Origin of the sequence: Enterobacter sp. JBIWA003 (assembly GCF_019968825.1) — a bacterium.
GTDB classification, from domain to species: domain Bacteria; phylum Pseudomonadota; class Gammaproteobacteria; order Enterobacterales; family Enterobacteriaceae; genus Enterobacter; species Enterobacter quasiroggenkampii.
This window is the reverse complement of record NZ_CP074170.1, coordinates 1,220,467-1,239,628: the sequence shown is the minus strand read 5'-3', so window position 1 is coordinate 1,239,628 and position 19,162 is coordinate 1,220,467. Positions and strand designations below refer to the sequence as shown.

Annotated in this window: 19 protein-coding genes and 1 tRNA gene; 8 read left to right on the top strand and 12 right to left on the bottom strand. The window is 54.5% G+C overall.

Going from position 1 to position 19,162, the window contains the following annotated elements; all coding sequences use genetic code 11:
- Positions 1 to 129 precede the first annotated feature (129 nt).
- Genes KGP25_RS05875 through KGP25_RS05865 form a run of 3 tightly spaced genes read left to right on the top strand, consistent with a single transcriptional unit; the run spans position 130 to position 2,984 of the window.
- A complete protein-coding gene (locus KGP25_RS05875) occupies positions 130 to 1,293 on the top strand; it encodes a methyl-accepting chemotaxis protein (protein WP_223540099.1) in 1,164 nt (387 codons plus the stop codon).
- 30 nt (positions 1,294 to 1,323) lie between these two features.
- Positions 1,324 to 2,067 (top strand): methyl-accepting chemotaxis protein, encoded by a 744-nt coding sequence (locus tag KGP25_RS05870; RefSeq protein WP_223540098.1) that lies wholly within the window; start codon positions 1,324 to 1,326, stop codon positions 2,065 to 2,067.
- Positions 2,068 to 2,120: 53 nt separating this feature from the next.
- A complete protein-coding gene (locus KGP25_RS05865; protein ID WP_223540097.1) occupies positions 2,121 to 2,984 on the top strand; it encodes an EAL domain-containing protein in 864 nt (287 codons plus the stop codon).
- Positions 2,985 to 2,986: 2 nt separating this feature from the next.
- On the opposite strand, the gene yahO is transcribed toward KGP25_RS05865, so the two are convergent.
- The 6 genes from yahO to KGP25_RS05835 form a co-directional block, all read right to left on the bottom strand.
- Positions 2,987 to 3,262 (bottom strand): DUF1471 family periplasmic protein YahO, encoded by a 276-nt coding sequence (gene yahO / locus KGP25_RS05860; RefSeq protein ID WP_021241596.1) that lies wholly within the window; start codon positions 3,260 to 3,262, stop codon positions 2,987 to 2,989.
- A gap of 149 nt (positions 3,263 to 3,411) precedes the next feature.
- Positions 3,412 to 4,443, bottom strand: coding sequence for an ABC transporter ATP-binding protein (locus tag KGP25_RS05855; protein ID WP_045416620.1), 1,032 nt, complete (start codon positions 4,441 to 4,443; stop codon positions 3,412 to 3,414).
- Position 4,444: 1 nt separating this feature from the next.
- Positions 4,445 to 6,019, bottom strand: coding sequence for an iron ABC transporter permease (locus tag KGP25_RS05850; RefSeq protein WP_223540096.1), 1,575 nt, complete (start codon positions 6,017 to 6,019; stop codon positions 4,445 to 4,447).
- Between the two features lie 24 nt (positions 6,020 to 6,043).
- Positions 6,044 to 7,060: an iron ABC transporter substrate-binding protein gene (locus KGP25_RS05845; protein ID WP_048026887.1), complete on the bottom strand. Its 1,017-nt coding sequence runs from the start codon at positions 7,058 to 7,060 to the stop codon at positions 6,044 to 6,046.
- A 357-nt stretch (positions 7,061 to 7,417) separates the two neighbouring features.
- Positions 7,418 to 8,248: a CPBP family intramembrane glutamic endopeptidase gene (locus KGP25_RS05840; RefSeq protein ID WP_223540095.1), complete on the bottom strand. Its 831-nt coding sequence runs from the start codon at positions 8,246 to 8,248 to the stop codon at positions 7,418 to 7,420.
- A gap of 102 nt (positions 8,249 to 8,350) precedes the next feature.
- Positions 8,351 to 8,427: transfer RNA gene (locus KGP25_RS05835), tRNA-Arg, on the bottom strand.
- 278 nt (positions 8,428 to 8,705) lie between these two features.
- Here KGP25_RS05835 and KGP25_RS05830 point away from each other — a divergent pair.
- The 3 genes from KGP25_RS05830 (at position 8,706) to fimZ (ending at position 11,590) form a co-directional block, all read left to right on the top strand.
- Positions 8,706 to 9,404 (top strand): EAL domain-containing protein, encoded by a 699-nt coding sequence (locus KGP25_RS05830; RefSeq protein ID WP_045909720.1) that lies wholly within the window; start codon positions 8,706 to 8,708, stop codon positions 9,402 to 9,404.
- 24 nt (positions 9,405 to 9,428) lie between these two features.
- Positions 9,429 to 10,157: a response regulator transcription factor gene (locus tag KGP25_RS05825; protein ID WP_048225963.1), complete on the top strand. Its 729-nt coding sequence runs from the start codon at positions 9,429 to 9,431 to the stop codon at positions 10,155 to 10,157.
- A gap of 800 nt (positions 10,158 to 10,957) precedes the next feature.
- A complete protein-coding gene (fimZ, locus tag KGP25_RS05820) occupies positions 10,958 to 11,590 on the top strand; it encodes a fimbria biosynthesis transcriptional regulator FimZ (protein WP_008499339.1) in 633 nt (210 codons plus the stop codon).
- 51 nt (positions 11,591 to 11,641) lie between these two features.
- Here the strand turns inward: fimZ and sfmF are convergent, their stop codons facing one another.
- From sfmF to fimA, 6 genes are all read right to left on the bottom strand, one after another.
- Positions 11,642 to 12,163: a fimbria assembly protein gene (gene sfmF, locus KGP25_RS05815; protein WP_045909722.1), complete on the bottom strand. Its 522-nt coding sequence runs from the start codon at positions 12,161 to 12,163 to the stop codon at positions 11,642 to 11,644.
- Between the two features lie 9 nt (positions 12,164 to 12,172).
- Positions 12,173 to 13,180, bottom strand: a complete 1,008-nt coding sequence (fimH, locus tag KGP25_RS05810; RefSeq protein WP_045909723.1) for a type 1 fimbria D-mannose specific adhesin FimH — start codon at positions 13,178 to 13,180, stop codon at positions 12,173 to 12,175.
- Complete coding sequence (locus tag KGP25_RS05805; protein WP_223540094.1) at positions 13,173 to 15,734, bottom strand: fimbrial biogenesis usher protein; 2,562 nt, start codon at positions 15,732 to 15,734, stop codon at positions 13,173 to 13,175. The genes fimH and KGP25_RS05805 overlap by 8 nt, the downstream gene beginning before the upstream one ends.
- A 14-nt stretch (positions 15,735 to 15,748) precedes the next feature.
- The gene (gene fimC, locus KGP25_RS05800; protein ID WP_048030144.1) at positions 15,749 to 16,441 is read right to left on the bottom strand and encodes a type 1 fimbria chaperone FimC; all 693 of its coding nucleotides are present in this window, start codon (positions 16,439 to 16,441) and stop codon (positions 15,749 to 15,751) included.
- Positions 16,442 to 16,475: 34 nt separating this feature from the next.
- Positions 16,476 to 17,021: a type 1 fimbrial protein subunit FimI gene (gene fimI / locus KGP25_RS05795; RefSeq protein ID WP_223540093.1), complete on the bottom strand. Its 546-nt coding sequence runs from the start codon at positions 17,019 to 17,021 to the stop codon at positions 16,476 to 16,478.
- Between the two features lie 68 nt (positions 17,022 to 17,089).
- The gene (gene fimA, locus KGP25_RS05790; protein WP_008499333.1) at positions 17,090 to 17,653 is read right to left on the bottom strand and encodes a type 1 fimbrial major subunit FimA; all 564 of its coding nucleotides are present in this window, start codon (positions 17,651 to 17,653) and stop codon (positions 17,090 to 17,092) included.
- 310 nt (positions 17,654 to 17,963) lie between these two features.
- Here fimA and folD point away from each other — a divergent pair, with 310 nt between their 5' ends.
- Both folD and ybcJ read left to right on the top strand, forming a co-directional pair.
- Complete coding sequence (gene folD, locus KGP25_RS05785; RefSeq protein WP_008499332.1) at positions 17,964 to 18,830, top strand: bifunctional methylenetetrahydrofolate dehydrogenase/methenyltetrahydrofolate cyclohydrolase FolD; 867 nt, start codon at positions 17,964 to 17,966, stop codon at positions 18,828 to 18,830.
- A 1-nt stretch (position 18,831) separates the two neighbouring features.
- Positions 18,832 to 19,044 carry a ribosome-associated protein YbcJ gene (gene ybcJ / locus KGP25_RS05780; RefSeq protein ID WP_028012224.1) on the top strand — a complete coding sequence of 71 codons (213 nt, stop codon included), beginning with the start codon at positions 18,832 to 18,834 and terminating at the stop codon, positions 19,042 to 19,044.
- The last annotated feature ends 118 nt before the right edge of the window (positions 19,045 to 19,162 follow it).

Here is a 19,162-nt window from a genome sequence, read left to right as displayed (position 1 = left end):
TGTCAATTCAGGTGTTTGCCCTGAGCACTGGCGTGCGAGGGGCTTTTTTTTCTCTTATTTTCAAAACAACTTTTACGTTAATGGTTTTAAAGCACTGTAAGTTAGCTTTCGCTGACGCTGGAATTCAATATGAGCATAATTAACCGCTTTACCGATTTAAAAGTGAGTAAGAAATTATTCTTTGGCTTTTTTACCGTCCTGCTCGTGACGATTATTATTCTGGGTTCCGGGCTGTTTGGCCTGAGTAGTATTCAGGATAAAGTTGAAAAGAACGGACATACAACCGACCTGTTTAACGCGCTGTCACAGGTCCGCCTGGGGCGAACCAATTTTCAATATACGCTTGATCAAAAGTATCTCGACCAGACCAATGCGGGTACCCAGCGCATGCAGAGTATTGTGTCTGAAATGAAAACGCTCAGCTGGTCGCCGGAGGGGAAAAAAGCGCTCGACGATACGGCGAATGCGGTAACAAGCTACGTAGCCACGCTGGTCCCGTTTACCCAATCGCTTTCTGAAAAGAAACTCAGCGAACAAAAACTGGACACCCAGGGGCTGTGCGATAACTCGGAACGGGCGTCACAACTAAGCCAAAGCGGTACCCTTGATCTCCAGCATTCGCTTATCGCCGCTCAGATCGCGTTTATTATGAGCGACATTGATTCGCAGGTCACCCTGTATAAGCAGCACCCTACGGATGCGCTAAGCAAGGGGATCCTGACGCGTCTGGAGACAGCGAGGTCTTTCACAGGGCAGCTGCTCACCGTTGCGTCTGAAGACCAAAAAAAGTGGCTGCAGTCTGGCCTCAACACGATGAATAACGTAGCCGAAGCGCTACCGAATTATAAGCTCGTCTGGACGCTGCAGACCACCCTGTCCGATACCCTTACCGGAAAGGCGATGATGCTGACGCAGGCCATCCAGACGCTGTTTAATTTACAACAGAAAAAAGTTGCCGATACGGTTGATAGCGTACAGATACAAATGGCCGTCGTTGCTGCCATTGGGATCGCGCTCGGTATCCTTATGGCAATGGGTATTACTCTTTCTATCACCCGGCCGCTGAATGAGACCCTGCGCGTAGCAGAACAGATCGCCAGCGGCGACCTGACCAGCACGCTGACCAGTACGCGCCGCGATGAGCCCGGACTATTGATGCAGGCTGTCGCCACCATGAACGTCAATCTTAAGAACATCATTAATGATGTCCGCGATGGCGTGGAGAGCGTTGCTCGTTCCTCAACTGAAATTGCGGCTGGCAATATGGATCTGTCGGCGCGAACCGAGCAGTAGTCTGCAGCCGTTGTCGAAACCGCTGCCAGCATGGAAGAGTTGACCTCTACCGTTGCGTTGAACGCGGAGAACGCCTCTCACGCCAGACAGTTAGCCGACGAAGCCGCGCAAAACGCCACCGAAGGCAGCCAGATTTCACTGCAGGTGATCGATACCATGAAAAACGTGCGCAGCAGCTCGCACCGTATTTCAGAGATTACCACCGTGATTAACAGCATTGCCTTCCAGACCAACATTCTGGCACTGAACGCCGCCGTTGAAGCTGCCCGCGCGGGCGATCAGGGCAAAGGTTTCGCCGTGGTCGCCGCGGAAGTCCGTACGCTTGCCCAACGTAGCGCGCAGTCGGCGAAGGAGATTGAAAACCTGATTAACGAGTCCGTGTTGCACGTTGACACCGGATTTAGTCTGGTTGAAAGCGCCGGCGATGCGATGACGAAAATCGAAACATCTGTCGCGCAGGTACGCGACATCATGAATGAAATTGCTGCCGCTACCGAAGAACAGAGCCGCGGTATTTCCCAGATTGCACAGGCGATGGCTGAAATGGATACCACTACCCAGCAGAACGCCGCCCTGGTGGAAGAGTCTTCGGCTGCGGCCAGCTCGCTGGAGGATCAGGCCGTACAGTTGGAAAAAGTGGTATCGATTTTCCGCGTATCAAAGGAAAGTGCCGCCCGCACTGAAAAACGCCGACCAAACAACGCGAGCAGCACCACCGTTGTTGCGATAAAACGTCCCACGAGCCACGACCAGGATGACTGGGTCAAATTCTGATGACCGCCGTACGGTAGCCTCCGGGGCTACCGTACGTTAAAGAACACACGAGAATGACAACGATAAAACGCCACCCGACATTGCTCTCAGGCATCCGATCCCTGCTGACGCCGTATTTTTATCACGTAACGGCAAGAACGCTAATTGACGCCATTGCTCAGCACCAAATCGTGCCGGTTTATCAGCCCTTCTACGACAGCCAGACGGGGCTGATGGCAGGTATTGAAGTGCTCGCCAGATGGAAGCACCCGCTTTACGGTAACGTCGCGCCGGACACCTTCATTCCCCTTGCGGAGAAGCACAACCTCATTGCTATGCTGACGCATCATCTGATTCAGCAGGTTATTACCGATCTCCAGCACCGGATCCATCTTTTTCCTGAGGGACTTTACATCAGTCTCAACCTGAGTCCCTCGAACTGTCTCGATCCTCGTTTTGAATCGGATACCGTGGCGCTTTTACAAAAGCTTGCTACCCGCCACGTGCAGCTGATAATTGAGATTACCGAAAAGCACCCGCTGCATGTCACGCCGCAATTAAGCGAGTGGTTTGCAGCATTACGGCGCTCCCCTATTTCTATTGCGCTGGACGATTTTGGAACGGGGTATTCAAATCTTGCCTACATCCACGCCCTGGATCCTGAGTACATCAAAATTGACAGGCTGTTTGTCAGCCAGATCGGAGAGCATGGCGATCTTCGGCTCATGGAGAGTCTGATTGAACTTGCAAAAAAGATGCATCTGCGGATCATCGCAGAAGGTGTCGAAACCCAACATCAGGCGGATTATTTACGGCTTAATGAGTGTGATTTCTTACAGGGCTACTATTTCTGTCGTCCAGTTCAGGCCGATGAACTCGTCAGTATAGTTAACCAGGGGAAGCGAGCAACCACCCCGAACACGGGGTGGCTGCAGTGACGTTATTTTTTCTTGTAGATATTGGCCGTACCGTGAATTTTATTGTTGGTGTTCCCTGAGGTGAGCACCAGGACATCCGCGCCTTGCTTATCGGCTTTCTCAATCAGTTCTTTTTTTGCATCATCAACCGATACTTCATTTGAAGTGCTTACCGTACCGATTTTTTGATACTGAGACTCGACTTTCTTGAACTCGTTTTTAGTCAGCAGTTGGGCAGCAAAAGCATTGGTCGTAAACAGTAACGCCGTTCCCAACAAAATAGCAGTCGTCTTTTTCATAACCTTTTTCCTTGAGATTAATCAGCAACTACGAAAAACCTCACGCATTATGGTGAGGTTTTATGAGCATGGTAGAGAATCTCAGGAAATGCCATTTTTTCGGGAAAATTCTTTTATAACAACCCATTGCATGAAATTATTAACGAATATTAAGAATAGTCGAATACACGCGCGGCGCCAGCAATATCAATGCGTACCGCCGTGCCCGGGTTCCATCCTGGCTGGCTGACGGTCTTCAGGGTCACGGGCTCGTGCTGCCCGGCGAGCCCAAGGGTGAGCGTCGACAGGTGGCCGGTAAAATCCACATCAAGAATGGAGATTGGGCTTTCATGTGAGGCACATGCCGTCACGCTCAGCTGCTCCGGGCGCAGCATCACTCTGCCCTGCCCTGTCGCCTGCGCGTTGTCCGTGGGCACCTCACCCAGGGCGCACAGGGCGTAGCCCGCGGTGAGCTGCGCAGGCAGGATTAGCGCATCACCAAGAAACAGTGCCGTCTCTTCGTCAACGGGACGGGTATAAACCTCATAAGGCGTCCCGACCTGCGTGAAACGTCCGGCACGCATGACGGCAACCTGCGTGGCAAAAGACAACGCTTCGTTCTGGTCGTGGGTGACCAGAATCGAGGCCACGCCCGCTTCGGCCAGCAGATCGGCCGTTGCCTTACGCGTCATCGCGCGCAGGCCGGTATCCAGCGCCGAGAACGGCTCATCCAGAAGCATCAGTGAAGGACGCTGGGCCAGCGCACGGGCGAGGGCCACGCGCTGCTGCTGTCCGCCGGAAATCTCGTGGGGCCAGTGCGTGGCGAGCTGCCTGTCCAGCGAGACCATCTCCATCAGCGCCTCAACGCGCTGGCGCTTCTCGTGGCGGGTCCCGTCCAGCCCCCAGGCAATGTTGTCTGCCACGTTGAGGTGGGGGAACAGTGCGCCCTCCTGCGGCACAAAACCGATCCCGCGCTGGTGGGCTGGGACAAAACGGTTTTCATCAAACAGCGTTCTCCCCTGCATGACAATACGTCCGGTGTCGGGCGTCTCAAACCCGGCAAGAATACGCAGCAGCGTGGTTTTACCCGACCCCGACGGCCCGACAATGGCCGTTCTGCTCCCCGGCGCAACGCTCAGGTTTAAGCTGTCGAGCACCTGCACATCAGCAAACGATTTAGAAATGGCGGTTAATTCAAGCATGTCATAGCCCTGCAATTTTCTTCGACTGCATATAGAGAATGGCGGTCAGCGGGAGGGAAATCAGGATCATCTGCATCGCGTAAGGTGCCGCTGCCACATAATCAATCTCGCTGGTCAGCGCCCAGAATCCGGTGGAGAGCGTGCGCGTGCCCAGGGGAGAGAGCAACAGCGTGGCGGTCAACTCGTTGCTGACGCCGAGGAAAACCAGCGCGGCTCCCGCCGCCGCACCCGGCGCGGCCAGCCGCATCGTGACGCTCCAGAGCGCCTTCGCGGGCGTGCTGCCAAGGCTTCGCGCCACGTTTTCCAGCTCAACCGGTGCCTGCGCAATTCCCGCCCGCAGGTTGATAAGCGCACGGGGCATAAACATCAGCAGATAGGCAAGGAACAGGGTTATTTCCGTCTGGTAAATGGGACGGGCGTAGTGAATGGTGACGGTGACCAGGGCCAGCGCCGTGACAATGCCCGGCAGCGAACTGGTGATATAGATGCACCCTTCCAGCATCCGGAAGATACGGTGCGGATAGCGGATACCGAGCCACGCGATGGGGATCACGCACGTCGTCGTCAGCAGCGCGCCGCCCACGCCGAGCATCAGCGTCTGGCGCAGCGAATGCCAGAGATCGGCGCTCATCCAGTTTTCCACACCGCCGAGCCAAATCCAGCGACACAGGACAACTAACGGCACGCCCAGCGCCAGCACGATCAGCACGATGAAAAACAGCTGCCCCAACGCGGCAGCCGCAGGCTTCAGCGGCCAGCGTTTCTGTTCGCGCGCGGCACCGGCGCCAATGCGCGCGTAGCGTGCCTTTCCACGCGTCACGCCTTCCAGCACTAAGATAGCCAGGCAGCATAACGCCAGCACGCCCGCCAGCATGTTTGCTGCCGGGCCGCTGAAGGTAGACTGAAACTGGTCATAAATTGCCGTGGTGAAGGTATCAAAGCGGATCATCACGTACAGGCCATATTCCGCCAGCAGGTGCAGCGCCACCAGCAGCGCGCCGCCGCAGATAGCCAGCTTGAGCTGGGGCAGAACCACGCGGAAAAAGACCCGCCACGGCGGGGTGCCGAGCGATGCGGCCACATCTTCGAGCGTCGGGTCAAGGCGGCGCAGCACCGCCGCAACCGGCATATAGATAAAGGGATAGTAGGCCAGAACGGAGAGAAACACGCCCGCGGAGAGCCCGTGCATGGACGGAACAACGCTCACCCAGGCATAACTTTGCACAAACGCGGGGATCGCCAGCGGGGCGACCGCCAGTGCAGACCAGATCCCTCGCCCGGCAAGCTGCGTGCGCTCGGTGAGCCAGGCTATCGCCACGCCCGTCACGATACACAGCGGAACCGCCAGGGCCGTCAGCCACAGCGTGTTGCTGAGCAGCTCAGCCACACGCGGGCGAAACACCAGCGCCTTTATCGTTTCCCAGCCCGTCTCAATGCCAATGGCAATGATAAAACCCAAAGGCAGAAGCGCCAGTAATGAAAACAAGACAGCTAACGCAACCATCGGCAGTGCAGGACGCCTGCGGGCAGGCTCCTGCACTCTGTTTTTTCCGATGTCGAGACTCAGACCAGACATAAGACGTTCACTTCACTCTCAGGATCACAGCAGACCGGCTTGCGTCATCAGCTCGATAACTTTCTTACTGTTGAGCGTTGAAGGTTCAACTTTCGGCGCATCAAGATCTTTCAGCGGAACCAGTTTCGGGTTAGAGGCCGCGTTCACACCCACGGCGTATTCAAAGGCGTTGTTGGTACGCAGACTTTCCTGACCTTCTTTGCCGGTAATGTATTTGATGAAGGCCTGCGCCTGCGCTTTGTGTTTGCTGGACGCCAGCACGCCACCGCCAGAAAGGCTTACGAACGCGCCCGGGTCCTGGTGTTTGAAGTAGTAGAGCTGGGTGTTTTTGCTGTTTTCACCGGTTTTGGACTGATCGACAAAGCGGTAGTAGTGATAAATCACCCCGCCATCAATCTGACCAGCATTGACCGCTTTCATCACCGTGCTGTTACCTTTATAGGCAACGAAGTTGGCTTTCATCGCCTTGAGCCATTCCAGGGTGGCTTTTTCGCCTTTCAGGGCCAGCATCGCGCTCACGATGGCCTGGAAATCCGCGCCTGAAGGAGATGCCGCCCAGCGGCCTTTCCACTCGGGTTTCGCCAGATCCATCAGCGATTTAGGCAGCTGCTGTTCGCTCAGCTTCGCCGGGTTATAGACGAATACGGTGCTGCGGGCGGCAATGCCGATCCAGCGGCCGTGCGCCGGACGATACTCTGCCGGTACCTGCTTCAGAGTGTCGGCATCCAGCGGTGCAAACAGGTTAGCGTTATCCACCAGCACCATGGATGGCGAGTTTTCCGTCAGGAATACGTCTGCCGGCGATGCGCTGCCTTCCTGAACCAGCTGGTTACCCAGCTCGCTGTCATCACCATTACGCAAAGTCACTTTAATCCCGGTTTCTTTGGTAAAACCGTCAACCCACGACTTCACCAGGTTTTCATGCTGCGCGTTATAGACAACGATACCGTCGTTGTTATCGGCGGCAACCGATTGTGTGGAAAGGAAAAGGGATGAAGACAACAAGGCAAGCGAGAAGCAGGACAGCAGGCGAGAATTCATGAACATATCCTTAATAGACCAACGGGAGTAACCACTCATAGCTTTGTGGGACAGGATTAAAGCATACAACAACGCTAATGATAATTAGTATCAATCCAGTTTACGCGTAAAAGTGTAAAATTTCTTTTTAGCCGATTTTGTAATGATAAAAATCCAAATTTTAACGCGAGATAATTTCTAGATTAAGAAAACCTTAAGCCTGCCAACAACGAAACTCATTAGCCTTCTATTCATTATGGCGCGAAGGTAAATCTGTTATTCGCGCTCCCGGCAGATATAAAAAGCCCCGATATTGCGGGGGCTTTTTATGGTTATCCGGAGATAGCTAAATTTATTAGGCTACTCATTTAAAAAGCATTACATAGCCGCATGAGGGGCATACACAGGATAGGTGAAGAACAATAAATGCACGCAGTTCAGTCCAAAATGGAATAACGTTGCAACCCAGAGCCTGCCGCTCCACATCCACGCCAGGCCGTAAATAATGCCGGAGAGACTGGCAAAAATAATCAGTAGTAAACCGCCGCTATAATGCATCAGCCCAAAGATGACTGAGGCAATCAACAACGCCACGACAGGATGAACGATCCGGGAAAAGCGCTGCTGCAGGTAGCCTCTGAACAGGGCTTCCTCGGCCAAAGAGACGAAGAAAATATTCGCAAGGGCAAATTGCGCGAACCATTCTGGCGCATGCGGCTCAATTCTCAGCCCGCCCAACGCCACAGCCAGAAGTAACAGCGCGGGTACCGCAAGTACCAATATTCCCCAGCCGAGCTTGCCAATTTTATAGAGGGGTTTTGCTACGAATAGAGTTGGCATGCACGTAATTAAAAAGAACGGCACCACCGCCTTGTCCATATTAAAGTACATACTGAACGGTATGCTTTGCGGACCAACGACGACAGCATCCAGCACTTTGGGATTATGGAAGCCCGGGAGCACATGCATAACCAGGGCAACGGCGATGACCACGCACAGGCCTTCAATCAGATAAGTATATTTATCATCTTTATTACGTAGCCATTCAACAACAGACCAGCCAATTACGATTGATGCAATAACCAGCAGCGCTGGGGCGTCAAGAATGCTCTGTTTCCAGCCGAGAAATGCCGTTAATCCCAGCAGCAGGTAAGCCAGGCTTTTATTAAGGGAAAGTGCGGCAAGCGAAATTGCGAGTAGATACCACATAAATGTCCTTCATGACCGATAAATTTTAGGGTCGATGTCCCAAATATGTCCCACAACGGAAATCAGGAGGGTGTGAGTGAGGCGTAACTCTATGAAATGAAATGGCACGCCCTGTAGGATTCGAACCTACGACCTACGGCTTAGAAGGCCGTTGCTCTATCCAACTGAGCTAAGGGCGCACTGAGAAGCGTGTACTTCGCGGCGGTGAAACGCGAAGAATTATACGGTCAATGGCAGGTGAGTCAATGCCTTTTCCGTTTTCAGGGGCAATTACCGCTAGCCGATTGTAAATACGGCTATTTTCTCAACATTTATCCCCGTTTTACCGTAAAATTTAGCGCTGCGAAAAGGCTTAGTTGCATTTAAGTAACGCCTGCTGTTTTCCTGTACGTCAGCTCGTCACACTAGAGTCAGATATCCCGGCCGCCTGGAGGCTGACAGACAACAGGACAATGGAGTGACAGCGCAAAACCTGATCGATACGCCCCCCCGGTTACAGTACCTATCTCAGGACATCGTCGGCATTAAGCTTGAGCCCATCGTCGCCCTTACCTCCTTGCGCCAGGTTGGCGTCGAGGTCCTTAGCGTTCTGGCCGACACGCGGCACAGTGAGGACTTTTTTTGCGATCGGTCCGCTGAGTGGTCGATAACGCTGCTTGAAGCGCAGCTTGCCACGTTAAAAAATACGCCGCACGGTCATAACCTTTTTATTAATCTGCCGATAACCGTCCTGACAGAGCCTGCGTCCTTTCAGCGTCTTATCAGACTCCCCTGCGTGCCGCTCAATATTGAGTTTGTCGACCCTGCGGCTTTTTTGGCGCTGTCTGTCGCGCGCAAGCAGCATGTGGTTCAGAATCTGCAGCAGCTGAGCAGACAGGGGCACGCAATCTGGCTGGATGACATCGATGACGTCTTAGTGCAGTCGTTTTTATCCTGTCGACTCCCGTTAAGCGGCATCAAAATAGATAAGGAAGCATTCTGGCGTTTACGCGATACCCCTGCGCTGAGGCACCTGGTTTCCCTTTGCTTTCAGCTTGCCGGGAAAGTGCTTATCGAAGGTATTGAGACTGAACGCGATCGTACCTGGGCACTGCAGGCAGGCGCAGACTTCGGCCAGGGATATTACTGGCCGTCCTGGACATGGCCGGAGGATTAAAACGCCATTTCCAGGAGGGAGACCATGCGAATGACAGTGCGCCGTTACCGGCGGCGGCGTACAGGAAGTGATGCACTGGGATTTACGCGCTCACCTTTTGCCCCCCCCTTTTTCGACCGGCTCGAATTCTTGAGCCAGTCCATCAGCCAGCCACGCAAAACAGACGCCCCGTTTATCCTTCTGGTGACGGAGGATCACTATCTGCGCACCGGTTTTCTCAACGGGCAGTTCCCGCTGAGCAGCTGCTGTGACTACGCCACGCTGGATGACGCCCTTGTCGCGCAGACGCAGTGGCCTTCTGCCCGTCTGGTCGTGGATATTGAAAGCCGGTCCACGGGGCTTCTGGAGAAACTGGATCAGTTGAGACGCCACAGCCTGTTTCCGCCTTTCCTTACGCCCTGGCTGTTAGTCCGGGCCGATAATTACGACACTCGCCTCTTCTGCAAAGCGGCAGGTCCTTTTCATGTGCTCGAACGCCAGCTGAACGCCGCAGCACTTCAGCACAGCCTGCTGGATACCCGCCCCCCACAGGGCTCCGACAAAGACTGGTTCTCCCGCAACGAATGGCCGATCCTGCAGGAACTTTCCCGGGGCAAGACGTTACGTCAGATTGCCCTTATGCAGAATCGTCCCTATAGCCGCATTATCTATCGTCTCAGCTGCATCCTGGTGAAACTGGGGCTGAGTCATCGGCAGGAATTACTTCACCTTCTTAATAACCTCTCAGACTGCACGTTTACACTCACGTCCTAACCCCTTATTTCCTAAAGCGCTTTAGGAATTTACTTACCATTCGTGTTTCAAAAATGTTAATTTTTAACAATAAAGTCGAAATTATAACTATTCCTAATTTATGGCCGCGAACCTTGCGAAATGCCACAAATTGAACGAACGGCAGCACTTTCCTCCATCCGTTAAGTGAATGCAGACAGCGTTAACAAGATGATAATGATGTAAAAACAAGCAGGTTAGCGGGAACGCTCAGGAGGAAAAAGCGAAGCGGATAGCATGTTCTCCTGTGCATGAGATGTGGGCCTTCGGGTCAACCTGCGCGCTTTCAGATGAAGGTCTGACGGCCTGCGAGGGCAATTGTTGTCCTCATCAGCGTGGGTTTGTCCCCCTGAATGATGCGTATTTTTGTTAACAATTGATCAACATAAAGAGATATGTGTTATTTTTTGTTATTACATAAAGATGAAAATATGCGGTAAATGAGATAACAGGATATTTCCGCTAAATTTAAAAAAATAACGATTCAGATCCAGAAGATAATACAAACCCATAAGCGGATATTAATTTACAGGGTTTTCGGAAAAAACTTACCCTGTATAATAAGATGCGTACCAAATCTGAATAAGAAAAACCTTTTTGCCAACACCAGCCAAATGAGATGACCGCGCTGAGGCATAGTTCTTTTCATTACGTAAACAAGGATGCTTTCGCTCTTTCCAGGGAAATACTACGGTATAGGGATCTGCACATTATATCCTTCCGGCATTTCGAGAGTTTTACCAAACTCTGCATAACGCTTTTAACAATCTGAGGCATTAAAAATGAAACCGGCATCCGTTATCATTATGGACGAACATCCTATCGTCAGAATGTCGATAGAAGTCCTGCTACAGAAAAATAAGAATATCACAGTCAAGCTCAAGTCTGGCGATAGCCATGAAGTTCTTGACTGTATCCGTAATCACCCTATCGATCTGGTGATCCTTGACATTGAACTCACGGGCACGGATGCTTTCGCTTTACTCAAGAGAATCAGAAACTTAAACAAAGACATTAAGGTTCTGTTCCTCTCGTCTAAATCAGAGTTATTTTACGCGGGTCGCGCTATTCGCGCCGGGGCAAATGGCTTCGTCAGTAAACGTAAAGATTTGGGTGAGATCTACAACGCCGTAGAAATGATCCTGATGGGCTATTCCTTTTTCCCGTCGGAAACGCTGAACTTTATAAACCATTTGGGTTCAGGGAAAGGGATGGCTGTCGATATGCCATTATCGAATCGCGAGGTCACGGTATTACGGTATCTGGCGAATGGATTATCCAATAAGGAAATTGCTGAACAGCTACTATTAAGCAACAAAACCATTAGCGCGCATAAATCCAATATTTATTCCAAACTGGGTGTGCAAAGCATCGTGGAATTAATTGATTACGCCAAAGCGCACGAGCTGCTTTAACCTGAATTCACTCCCTGCAGCTTATCTGAGCTGCAGGGAGTGCGGTCAGTGCTAATTATAGTTAATCATAAAGGTGGCATCCGCATCGGCTCGTCCGGGCTGAGGGTTATCTGCAGTGGCAATATAATTGGCATAAAACGACAATGTTGCATTCCCCTGCGCATCAACCGAGACCGGCTGACTGGCCTGCTGGAGAGCCAGACGCGTTTTATCCGCATCCCTGATCTCTACCGCAACACGGCTCGCTGTACTGGCGTCGTTCAGCGCCAGCAATCCGTTATTGCTCCCGTCGGCTTTGCCCGAAAACGTAATGGACGCCGCCCCCGGCGGACAGCCGGTCAGCTTCAGCGTAAACGGCATGGGCTGCGTGCGGCTCCCGGTCGTGCTGAGCTGTTTCGTGGGCCAGGTGCCCAGCGTAACGGTCTTGTCGCTGTCGCTCCCCTCGGCAACGCAGGTAAAATCGACAATATTGCCGTAGAGCCGAATGTTAATTTCGCCCAGCGCGGTGTCCGCCTGAGCCTGTGTGCAAAGCGCAAAAAGCGCCACGGTGATAAAACGAATCCCGTTTCGCATATCGGCTCCTTAGTCGTAATCCACACGCAGATACCCGCGCGAGGTAAAACGCCCTTCCGCTGGCTTATTGCCCGTCACGCTCACCGGCCAGACCCGGATCCCCACCTGCGCCTGCGCGCTGTCGTCAAGGCGGAACGGAATTTTGCTTGTCAGGTTGTTAGGCGTCAGCGGCGCCCCGCTCTCGTTGGCAATGATGAACCCGACGTCCGGGTTATCCGACACCAGCACATTATCAGAGACTTTTTCCGCCTCAACGCGCATCGTCAGCATGGCGTTCGCCTCCACGTTGGTGCATTTGATCGCAATGGTTTTGCTTTGCGATGAGACGCCCTCCGGTTTGTTACCTACACCCGCCTTGCTGAACAGGGAGGCGCCAATGTCACCGAAATCAAACTCCACCACGTTACCGGCATTGATGGCGCAGCTTTGCGGCACCTGGATGGTACCGCTGTAGCTGATGGTATAGACCGGCGTGGTGAGCGGATCGGAGGAGGTGGTGGTGACGTAAACGCGGAACATGGTGGCGCGCGGGATCACGACCATGTTAATAAAACGCCGGGTCACCTTAAGGCGGAAGACAAGGCTGGAGTCCTGAACGCCAAACGGTTTGTTTTTCGAGACGTTAGGGTGGCTCCCCATCTGGATATAGTTTTTAGGCGGATAAAACACGCCAGCATAGCTGTCCGTGATTTTCATGGCCCCGTCCAGATAGTCGTTAAGCTTCAGATACTGATAGCCATCGCTCGTTCCCGTGACCGGGTAGTCGGTCACATAGCTACGCTTGGTGGTATTCCCGACGGTGCCCTTCGGGCAGACGGCATTCACCCCTACCCACTGCGACTTCTCGCTAAGCGTCACGACCTGTCCAATCTGGTTATTCGAGCTATTGAATTTATCCGTCAGGTCGTAATGCACCTCCGTCGGCACGCCCTTTTCATTGACGCACACGGTAGCGAATGCGTTTGTCGCAGGCAGTAACGCCAGAAGCGACAAGGCAAAGATGTGGGTTTTATTCACAGCGAATCCCCTTCAGTGTGATTGCCTGTTGCAGGCTCTTTTCAGGCAAGCTGTAAGGCGCGCGACACTGGGACTGCGCCCCATCGCCCCACTGGATCAGCAGTTCGCCTTCCAGCGGCAGCCCGCTCAGGTAAATTTGCCCGTCGTCCCCCACCATGCTGGTGACACCGCTCCGGGTCTCACGGACCACCGCACCGAACGGCACCGGCTGGTTACCGCGCATCACCGTCAGCAGGGCGCGCACGCCAATGCGGGTATCAAAGCTGGCGCGCACCAGCGCGCCTTTGGTCGGCACCACGCTGCTCACGTTGTTTTCGATGTCGGTGTTGTTGCTCATGGTGTTGGTATCCAGCGCCACGCGGTTATAGCGGTAGACGGTGGCATACGGCATCACCGCATAGCCTCGCCAGTCGGTTCTCACGCCGGTCTGGTTTTCGACGCTGACGCCGGATGCCCCCGGAGCTTTTATCAGCACGTTGGTGTCGCCCAGCGGCTGGCTGAAGGTCACGCCGTCGGCATGGCCGACGACCCCGCCGGAGAGCTGCCAGTTGAGATCGTGCTGATCGTCGCTGTAGTTGTAGCCCACGCCCAACGTGCCGTAGGTCGCCTGCCAGTTGGCGCTGGCGCTTCCGCTTGCGCCGTTGGTGCTGGTGTGTCCCTGGGTCACGCTGTAGTTCAGGTTGCGGTCCTCCAGCAGCGTGCCGCTGACGCCGGTTTGCCAGCTCGTGTCACCATCGCTGTTCCGGCTGGCAGATGCCGTGGCATAGGCGCGGTCAATCGCGCTGTCCCGGCGATAGCCCTGGCGAGTAAAGATACTGAACGGCACGGAGACGTTAAACGACGCGATCCGGTCGGTGCCGTCGATCCCGACGGATTTGTTCCACGACCACGAAACGGAGTAGTTGATCCCCTTCACGCCCCCCGCGTAGCCCAGCTGGTACCAGAGGTTCGACTCGTCGGTTCCCCAGTAGGTCTGCTCGCTGCCGGAGATATAGATCGAGCCGTAGTCCCCCAGAGACTGAGATACGTTGAGCTGGAAGCGGCCTTTTTTATTCCACGTCAGGTTGTGATAACTCTGCACGTCCGGCACGCCGTCATTATCCTGGCTGTCGGCATACTGATAGCCTTCCATTGAGCGCCAGGCCACATCGTCCAGGGTGTAAAATCCTTTTGTGGAGTAGCGGTAGCCCAGCAGCTGGAAGTTGGTGCCGAAACCGTTAAGGGATTTCGCATAGAGGAAGCGCAGGGACTGCCCTTCATGCTTGCTGTCGTCCGCGAGCTGGCTGCGGGCGTGGGTGATATCGAGCGAAACCGCGCCCCAGTCGCCCAGGTTTTTTCCGGCCCCGACGGCGACCGCGGTATAGCGTGAGGCCAGCTGTGTTCCGCCGTAGAGCGTAAAGCCGTTGGCAAGTCCGGTAATCAGGGTGCCCTGGGTGAAGAACGGCGTGTCCTGATCGCTGTTACCGCTGCGGTAATCCCCCGCGACGAGGTCATACTTCCAGCGCCCTTCACGCTGCAGAAGCGGCACGGTGGAGTACGGCACGGTATAGCGCTGCTGGCTGCCGTCTTTCTCTTCCACCGTCACTTCCAGGTCACCGCTTGAAGAGGTGGGGTTGAGATCGGTAATCGCAAAGGCGCCCGGCTGCACATAGCTTTGATAGATCACGTAGCCATTCTGACGGACCACCACTTTGGCGGGCGTACGTGCGATCCCGCGCACGGTGGGCGCGTAGCCCTGCAGGCTGTCCGGATACATGCTGTCAGACGAGAAGAGCCGTCCGCCGCGGAACCCCATGCTGTCGAAGACGTCATTGCCGGTATTGCTGTCGCCCAGGACCAGTTCGCTTTTCAGCGGGATCACGGTGTGCTGCGCCCAGGTGCCAATATTCTGCCACTCGCTGTGTCGCTGCCCGTTGGTCTGCGTGTATCGCCAGGCGCCGTTGTTACGCAAGCGCCAGGCGCCATAGTTCAGCCCGCTCTGCAGGTTGAGATAATAGCTGTCGTCTTCGCTGCCCCGGTTGCCGGAGAAGCTGTAGTTCAGCAGCGCGGCGGGAATGCCCTCATCCCACTGTTCAGGCGGAATGTAGCCCCGGGCGCTGTTCTGTAATGCCACCTGCGGCAGGCTGACGTTCAAACGCTGTGAGGCAAAGTTAAATACCGTTTCGCTGCCGGGAATGGCCGTGGTCAACGGGACGCAGGTCTCGCCCTGGACCTGAGCCAGCTCGGGAAACGCCGCGACGTTGACGCCAAAGCGGTCGAGCATCGCCCGCGTAATACACGGCGATAACCCGCCCGCCACCGGCGGCGTGTTCTCAGCCTGCTCAAAACGCACGTCCTGAGTTCCGATAAATTCATCGTTACGCCAGATATCCACGCGATAAACGCCGGGCGCCTGCTGGTGTCCTTGTTCAAAACGCGACAAATCCGCCACGCTGGCGGTGTCGTCGGACAAAAAGGCCGGGTTGAAATAGCTTTCGCTCCAGCCAGCCTGTGGCCAGAGCGCAGCCATCAGCGCCAGCGCAACCGGGCAGTAACGTCTCTGGTGGTTTTTCATCGCCCTGACTCTGCTCACAGGTTGACGCTACGCGCCGGCGTGATGGCACCGTAGTCATTCACGCTCTGCCAGGAGAGCGTGCCGCTGGCACCGGCTGGCAGCACCTGCTGAGCCGCGCTTTTCGGCGCAACCATCAGGTTATCCAGCGTCTGACCGCCCAGCTTAAGATTGACGAGGGTGATGTAATACGGGGATGCGTTGCTGACTTTGAGATGGTTGCCGGCGCGCTCAAACCGCAGCTGGGAAAGCGCCTCTTCCGGCTGCATCGCCAGGTTGTTCGGTCGCACAAACAGCTTGATGCGCGAGAGAATAGCCAGCTGCAGCACGTTATTGTTTTCCGTTTTGGCTTTGTTCACTGACGGGATCGCTTTCACGTTCATGTAAAACAGCGATTCACGGTCGGCAGGCAGTGCCGGGCCGGCGTAAATAATGCGCAGCGTGTTTTCACTGTCCGGCTCGCTAACAAACAGGGGTGGCGTGACGGCAAACGTTTTTTCTTTTTGCCCGTTTGCATTTTCGATCCACGCGTTAATTAAATAGCGTTCCTGTTTATTGCTGTTGGTGATTGCCAGCGACGTTTGCTTCGCCTCTGCGGGATAAATAACGCGGGTGGCTCCCAGTGCAATACCGCCGGATGCATTCGCGCATGCGGAAACCATCATTAAAATAAACGATAAAAAAAGTCCTGGTTTAATTAGGGTATTCATCACAACCGTACCTTTAATAATGTGTTCGCAGGTGTTATGGATAAATCAACGTAAACCAGACATCCGACTGAATTTTGCCTGGCTCGAGGTGTTCGGAAATAGCCCGATAGCGGGCGCTAAAATGGAACGCCAGCTCGCGGGTATCGATCGGCAGCCAGCTGACGGCCGTGGCATTCGGGATAATCTGACGTTGCTGTTCGTCAAAGAGCGCCAGCCCGACGCCGCTGCTGACAGGCGTTTCATCTGGCCGCGATGTCGCCAGAAAGACCTGCGGATCCTCTGCGGGTGTGACGCCCTGAAACTGGATCCCCACGGTGCGCGAAACATCAACGCTGCAGTCCAGCAGCCGCACGGTGAACGGCACATTTACCGTGGAAAAACTGCCCACGCCGGAAAATGAGTTGGTTCGGTACTGCCCCATATCGATGCGCATATTCTGGCTGTCGGGCGCCACGGCGCAGCCGCCGTTCACCAGTTCACCCCGGAGATGAACCTTGCCGCCTTCAATCACCACGGTATGCGCCGATGCCGGGCAAGCCATCGCAAGGGTTAACAGCAGTAGTGTTCCTGTCCTTGTCATCCTTCGTTCCTGGCAATAGCGTATGACGGGCCTCGTCCCTGAGGCCTGAACATCCCTGTGCGGAGGAATTATTCGTATTTCATTACGAAGGTGGCGTCAGCGTTCGCCTGGCCTGGCTCGGTAGTCGCAGCCGTTGATTTATAACGCGCGGTGAACTTCAGGGTGTTTGTCCCTTCGATCAGCGTCTGCGCAGCAGAGAAGGTCGCACCGTCTGGGGTCAGAACGCTGGATTTGCTGTCGAGGATCTCGATACCCACGCCTTTCGCGGTGTTGTCGTTGCTGCCAGAGGTGACGGCCAGCAGGGTTTTATCGGTTGGGTCGATCTGACCGGTGAACGCAACGGCTGCGGTTTTGGCGACCAGCGGATCGCAATCGTTCAGTTCAATGTTGAACGGAATATTAGAGGTGGTGTCGCCCACTTTGGTGAATTTCGCGGTACGATACTGACCCAGATTAACGGTCTGCTCGGAAGAATCAGTATTGACTGAACAAGCCGCATTAACCAGCTCACCTTTAAAATGTACGGTACCGCCATTTACGGAAACCGGGGCAGCAGGATCTGCTGCATTTGCGGCACCCGCAACCAGGGCCAAAGTTGCAATAACAGTAGAAGCAATGTTGCTGAGTTTCATGTCTATTCCTTTAAAATGTAAATAACCCTTCCCGCGAATAATCGGGAATAAGAAATACGTTCAATTGATGAATTGAAAGCTTATTTCGGAGGAGACAAAGTAGCTCAGGAGGCGATTTTTAAATATGTCAAAACGCTGCCATTTCGCCAGGTCACATCCTAATCCCGCCTAAGAAATTGACCATCCCTTAAGAAGGGTTTTTGCGGCTTGCTGATAAAAACGCGCAAAGGGTGACTGACAGCGAGGCTCGCTTCTGACAAAATACACGCATCCCCCCTTTTCGAACGTTACAGACGGAATCTTCTCTCTGATGGCAGCAAAGATTATTGACGGTAAAACGATTGCGCAGCAGGTGCGCTCTGAGGTCGCGGAAAAAGTGAAGGCGCGTAAAGCCGCCGGAAAACGCGCCCCCGGGCTGGCCGTTGTGCTGGTTGGCAGTAACCCGGCATCGCAAATTTATGTCGGCAGCAAGCGCAAAGCGTGTGAAGAGGTCGGCTTCGTCTCCCGCTCTTACGATTTGCCGGAAACCACCAGCGAAGCAGAACTGCTGGAACTTATTGACACTCTGAATGCCGATAAAGAGATCGACGGTATTCTGGTTCAGCTGCCGCTGCCCGCCGGTATCGACAACGTGAAGGTGCTGGAGCGTATCGCACCGGATAAAGACGTGGACGGTTTCCATCCGTACAACGTGGGCCGCCTGTGCCAGCGTGCGCCGCGTCTGCGTCCGTGCACGCCGCGCGGTATTGTGACGCTGCTGGAGCGTTATAACATCGATACTTACGGCCTGAACGCCGTGGTCATTGGCGCGTCCAACATCGTGGGCCGTCCGATGAGCATGGAGCTGCTGCTGGCCGGCTGCACCACCACCGTTACCCACCGCTTCACCAAAAACCTGCGCCACCACGTTGAGAACGCCGATCTGCTGATCGTCGCGGTCGGTAAGCCGGGCTTTATTCCGGGCGAGTGGATTAAAGAGGGTGCGATTGTCGTGGACGTCGGGATTAACCGTCTGGAAAACGGCAAAGTGGTCGGCGACGTGGTGTATGAAGATGCCGCCGCGCGTGCCTCTTACATTACCCCAGTACCGGGCGGCGTAGGCCCGATGACCGTCGCAACGCTGATTCAGAATACCCTTCAGGCATGCGAAGAATATCACGACGTAGAGGACGCGTAAGATGGCCACATTTTCATTAGGCAAACACCCGCACGTTGAGCTGTGCGATCTGCTCAAGCTGGAAGGCTGGAGCGAAAGCGGCGCGCAGGCGAAAATCGTCATCGCCGACGGGCAGGTAAAAGTCGACGGCGTGGTGGAAACCCGCAAGCGCTGCAAGATCGTCGCGGGGCAGACCGTGAGCTTTGAAGGGCAGAGCGTGACCGTGACGGCGTAAGCCGTTTGATGCCCGGTGGCGCTGCGCTTACCGGGCCTACGTACTGTCTCCGTTTGTAGGCCGGGTAAGGCGAAGCCGCCACCCGGCAATTTCTATCTCTATCCCCTCACACCCATCA

Coding starts and splice junctions, on each gene's coding strand:
- fimC (WP_048030144.1), bottom strand. CDS start 16,441: ATGAATACCCTAATTAAACCAGGACTTTTTTTATCGTTTATTTTAATG.
- KGP25_RS05805 (WP_223540094.1), bottom strand. CDS start 15,734: ATGAAAAACCACCAGAGACGTTACTGCCCGGTTGCGCTGGCGCTGATG.
- KGP25_RS05840 (WP_223540095.1), bottom strand. CDS start 8,248: ATGTGGTATCTACTCGCAATTTCGCTTGCCGCACTTTCCCTTAATAAA.
- folD (WP_008499332.1), top strand. CDS start 17,964: ATGGCAGCAAAGATTATTGACGGTAAAACGATTGCGCAGCAGGTGCGC.
- KGP25_RS05870 (WP_223540098.1), top strand. CDS start 1,324: ATGGAAGAGTTGACCTCTACCGTTGCGTTGAACGCGGAGAACGCCTCT.
- KGP25_RS05875 (WP_223540099.1), top strand. CDS start 130: ATGAGCATAATTAACCGCTTTACCGATTTAAAAGTGAGTAAGAAATTA.
- ybcJ (WP_028012224.1), top strand. CDS start 18,832: ATGGCCACATTTTCATTAGGCAAACACCCGCACGTTGAGCTGTGCGAT.
- KGP25_RS05825 (WP_048225963.1), top strand. CDS start 9,429: ATGCGAATGACAGTGCGCCGTTACCGGCGGCGGCGTACAGGAAGTGAT.
- fimI (WP_223540093.1), bottom strand. CDS start 17,021: ATGACAAGGACAGGAACACTACTGCTGTTAACCCTTGCGATGGCTTGC.
- fimA (WP_008499333.1), bottom strand. CDS start 17,653: ATGAAACTCAGCAACATTGCTTCTACTGTTATTGCAACTTTGGCCCTG.
- KGP25_RS05865 (WP_223540097.1), top strand. CDS start 2,121: ATGACAACGATAAAACGCCACCCGACATTGCTCTCAGGCATCCGATCC.
- KGP25_RS05855 (WP_045416620.1), bottom strand. CDS start 4,443: ATGCTTGAATTAACCGCCATTTCTAAATCGTTTGCTGATGTGCAGGTG.
- fimZ (WP_008499339.1), top strand. CDS start 10,958: ATGAAACCGGCATCCGTTATCATTATGGACGAACATCCTATCGTCAGA.
- sfmF (WP_045909722.1), bottom strand. CDS start 12,163: ATGCGAAACGGGATTCGTTTTATCACCGTGGCGCTTTTTGCGCTTTGC.
- KGP25_RS05850 (WP_223540096.1), bottom strand. CDS start 6,019: ATGTCTGGTCTGAGTCTCGACATCGGAAAAAACAGAGTGCAGGAGCCT.
- yahO (WP_021241596.1), bottom strand. CDS start 3,262: ATGAAAAAGACGACTGCTATTTTGTTGGGAACGGCGTTACTGTTTACG.
- KGP25_RS05845 (WP_048026887.1), bottom strand. CDS start 7,060: ATGAATTCTCGCCTGCTGTCCTGCTTCTCGCTTGCCTTGTTGTCTTCA.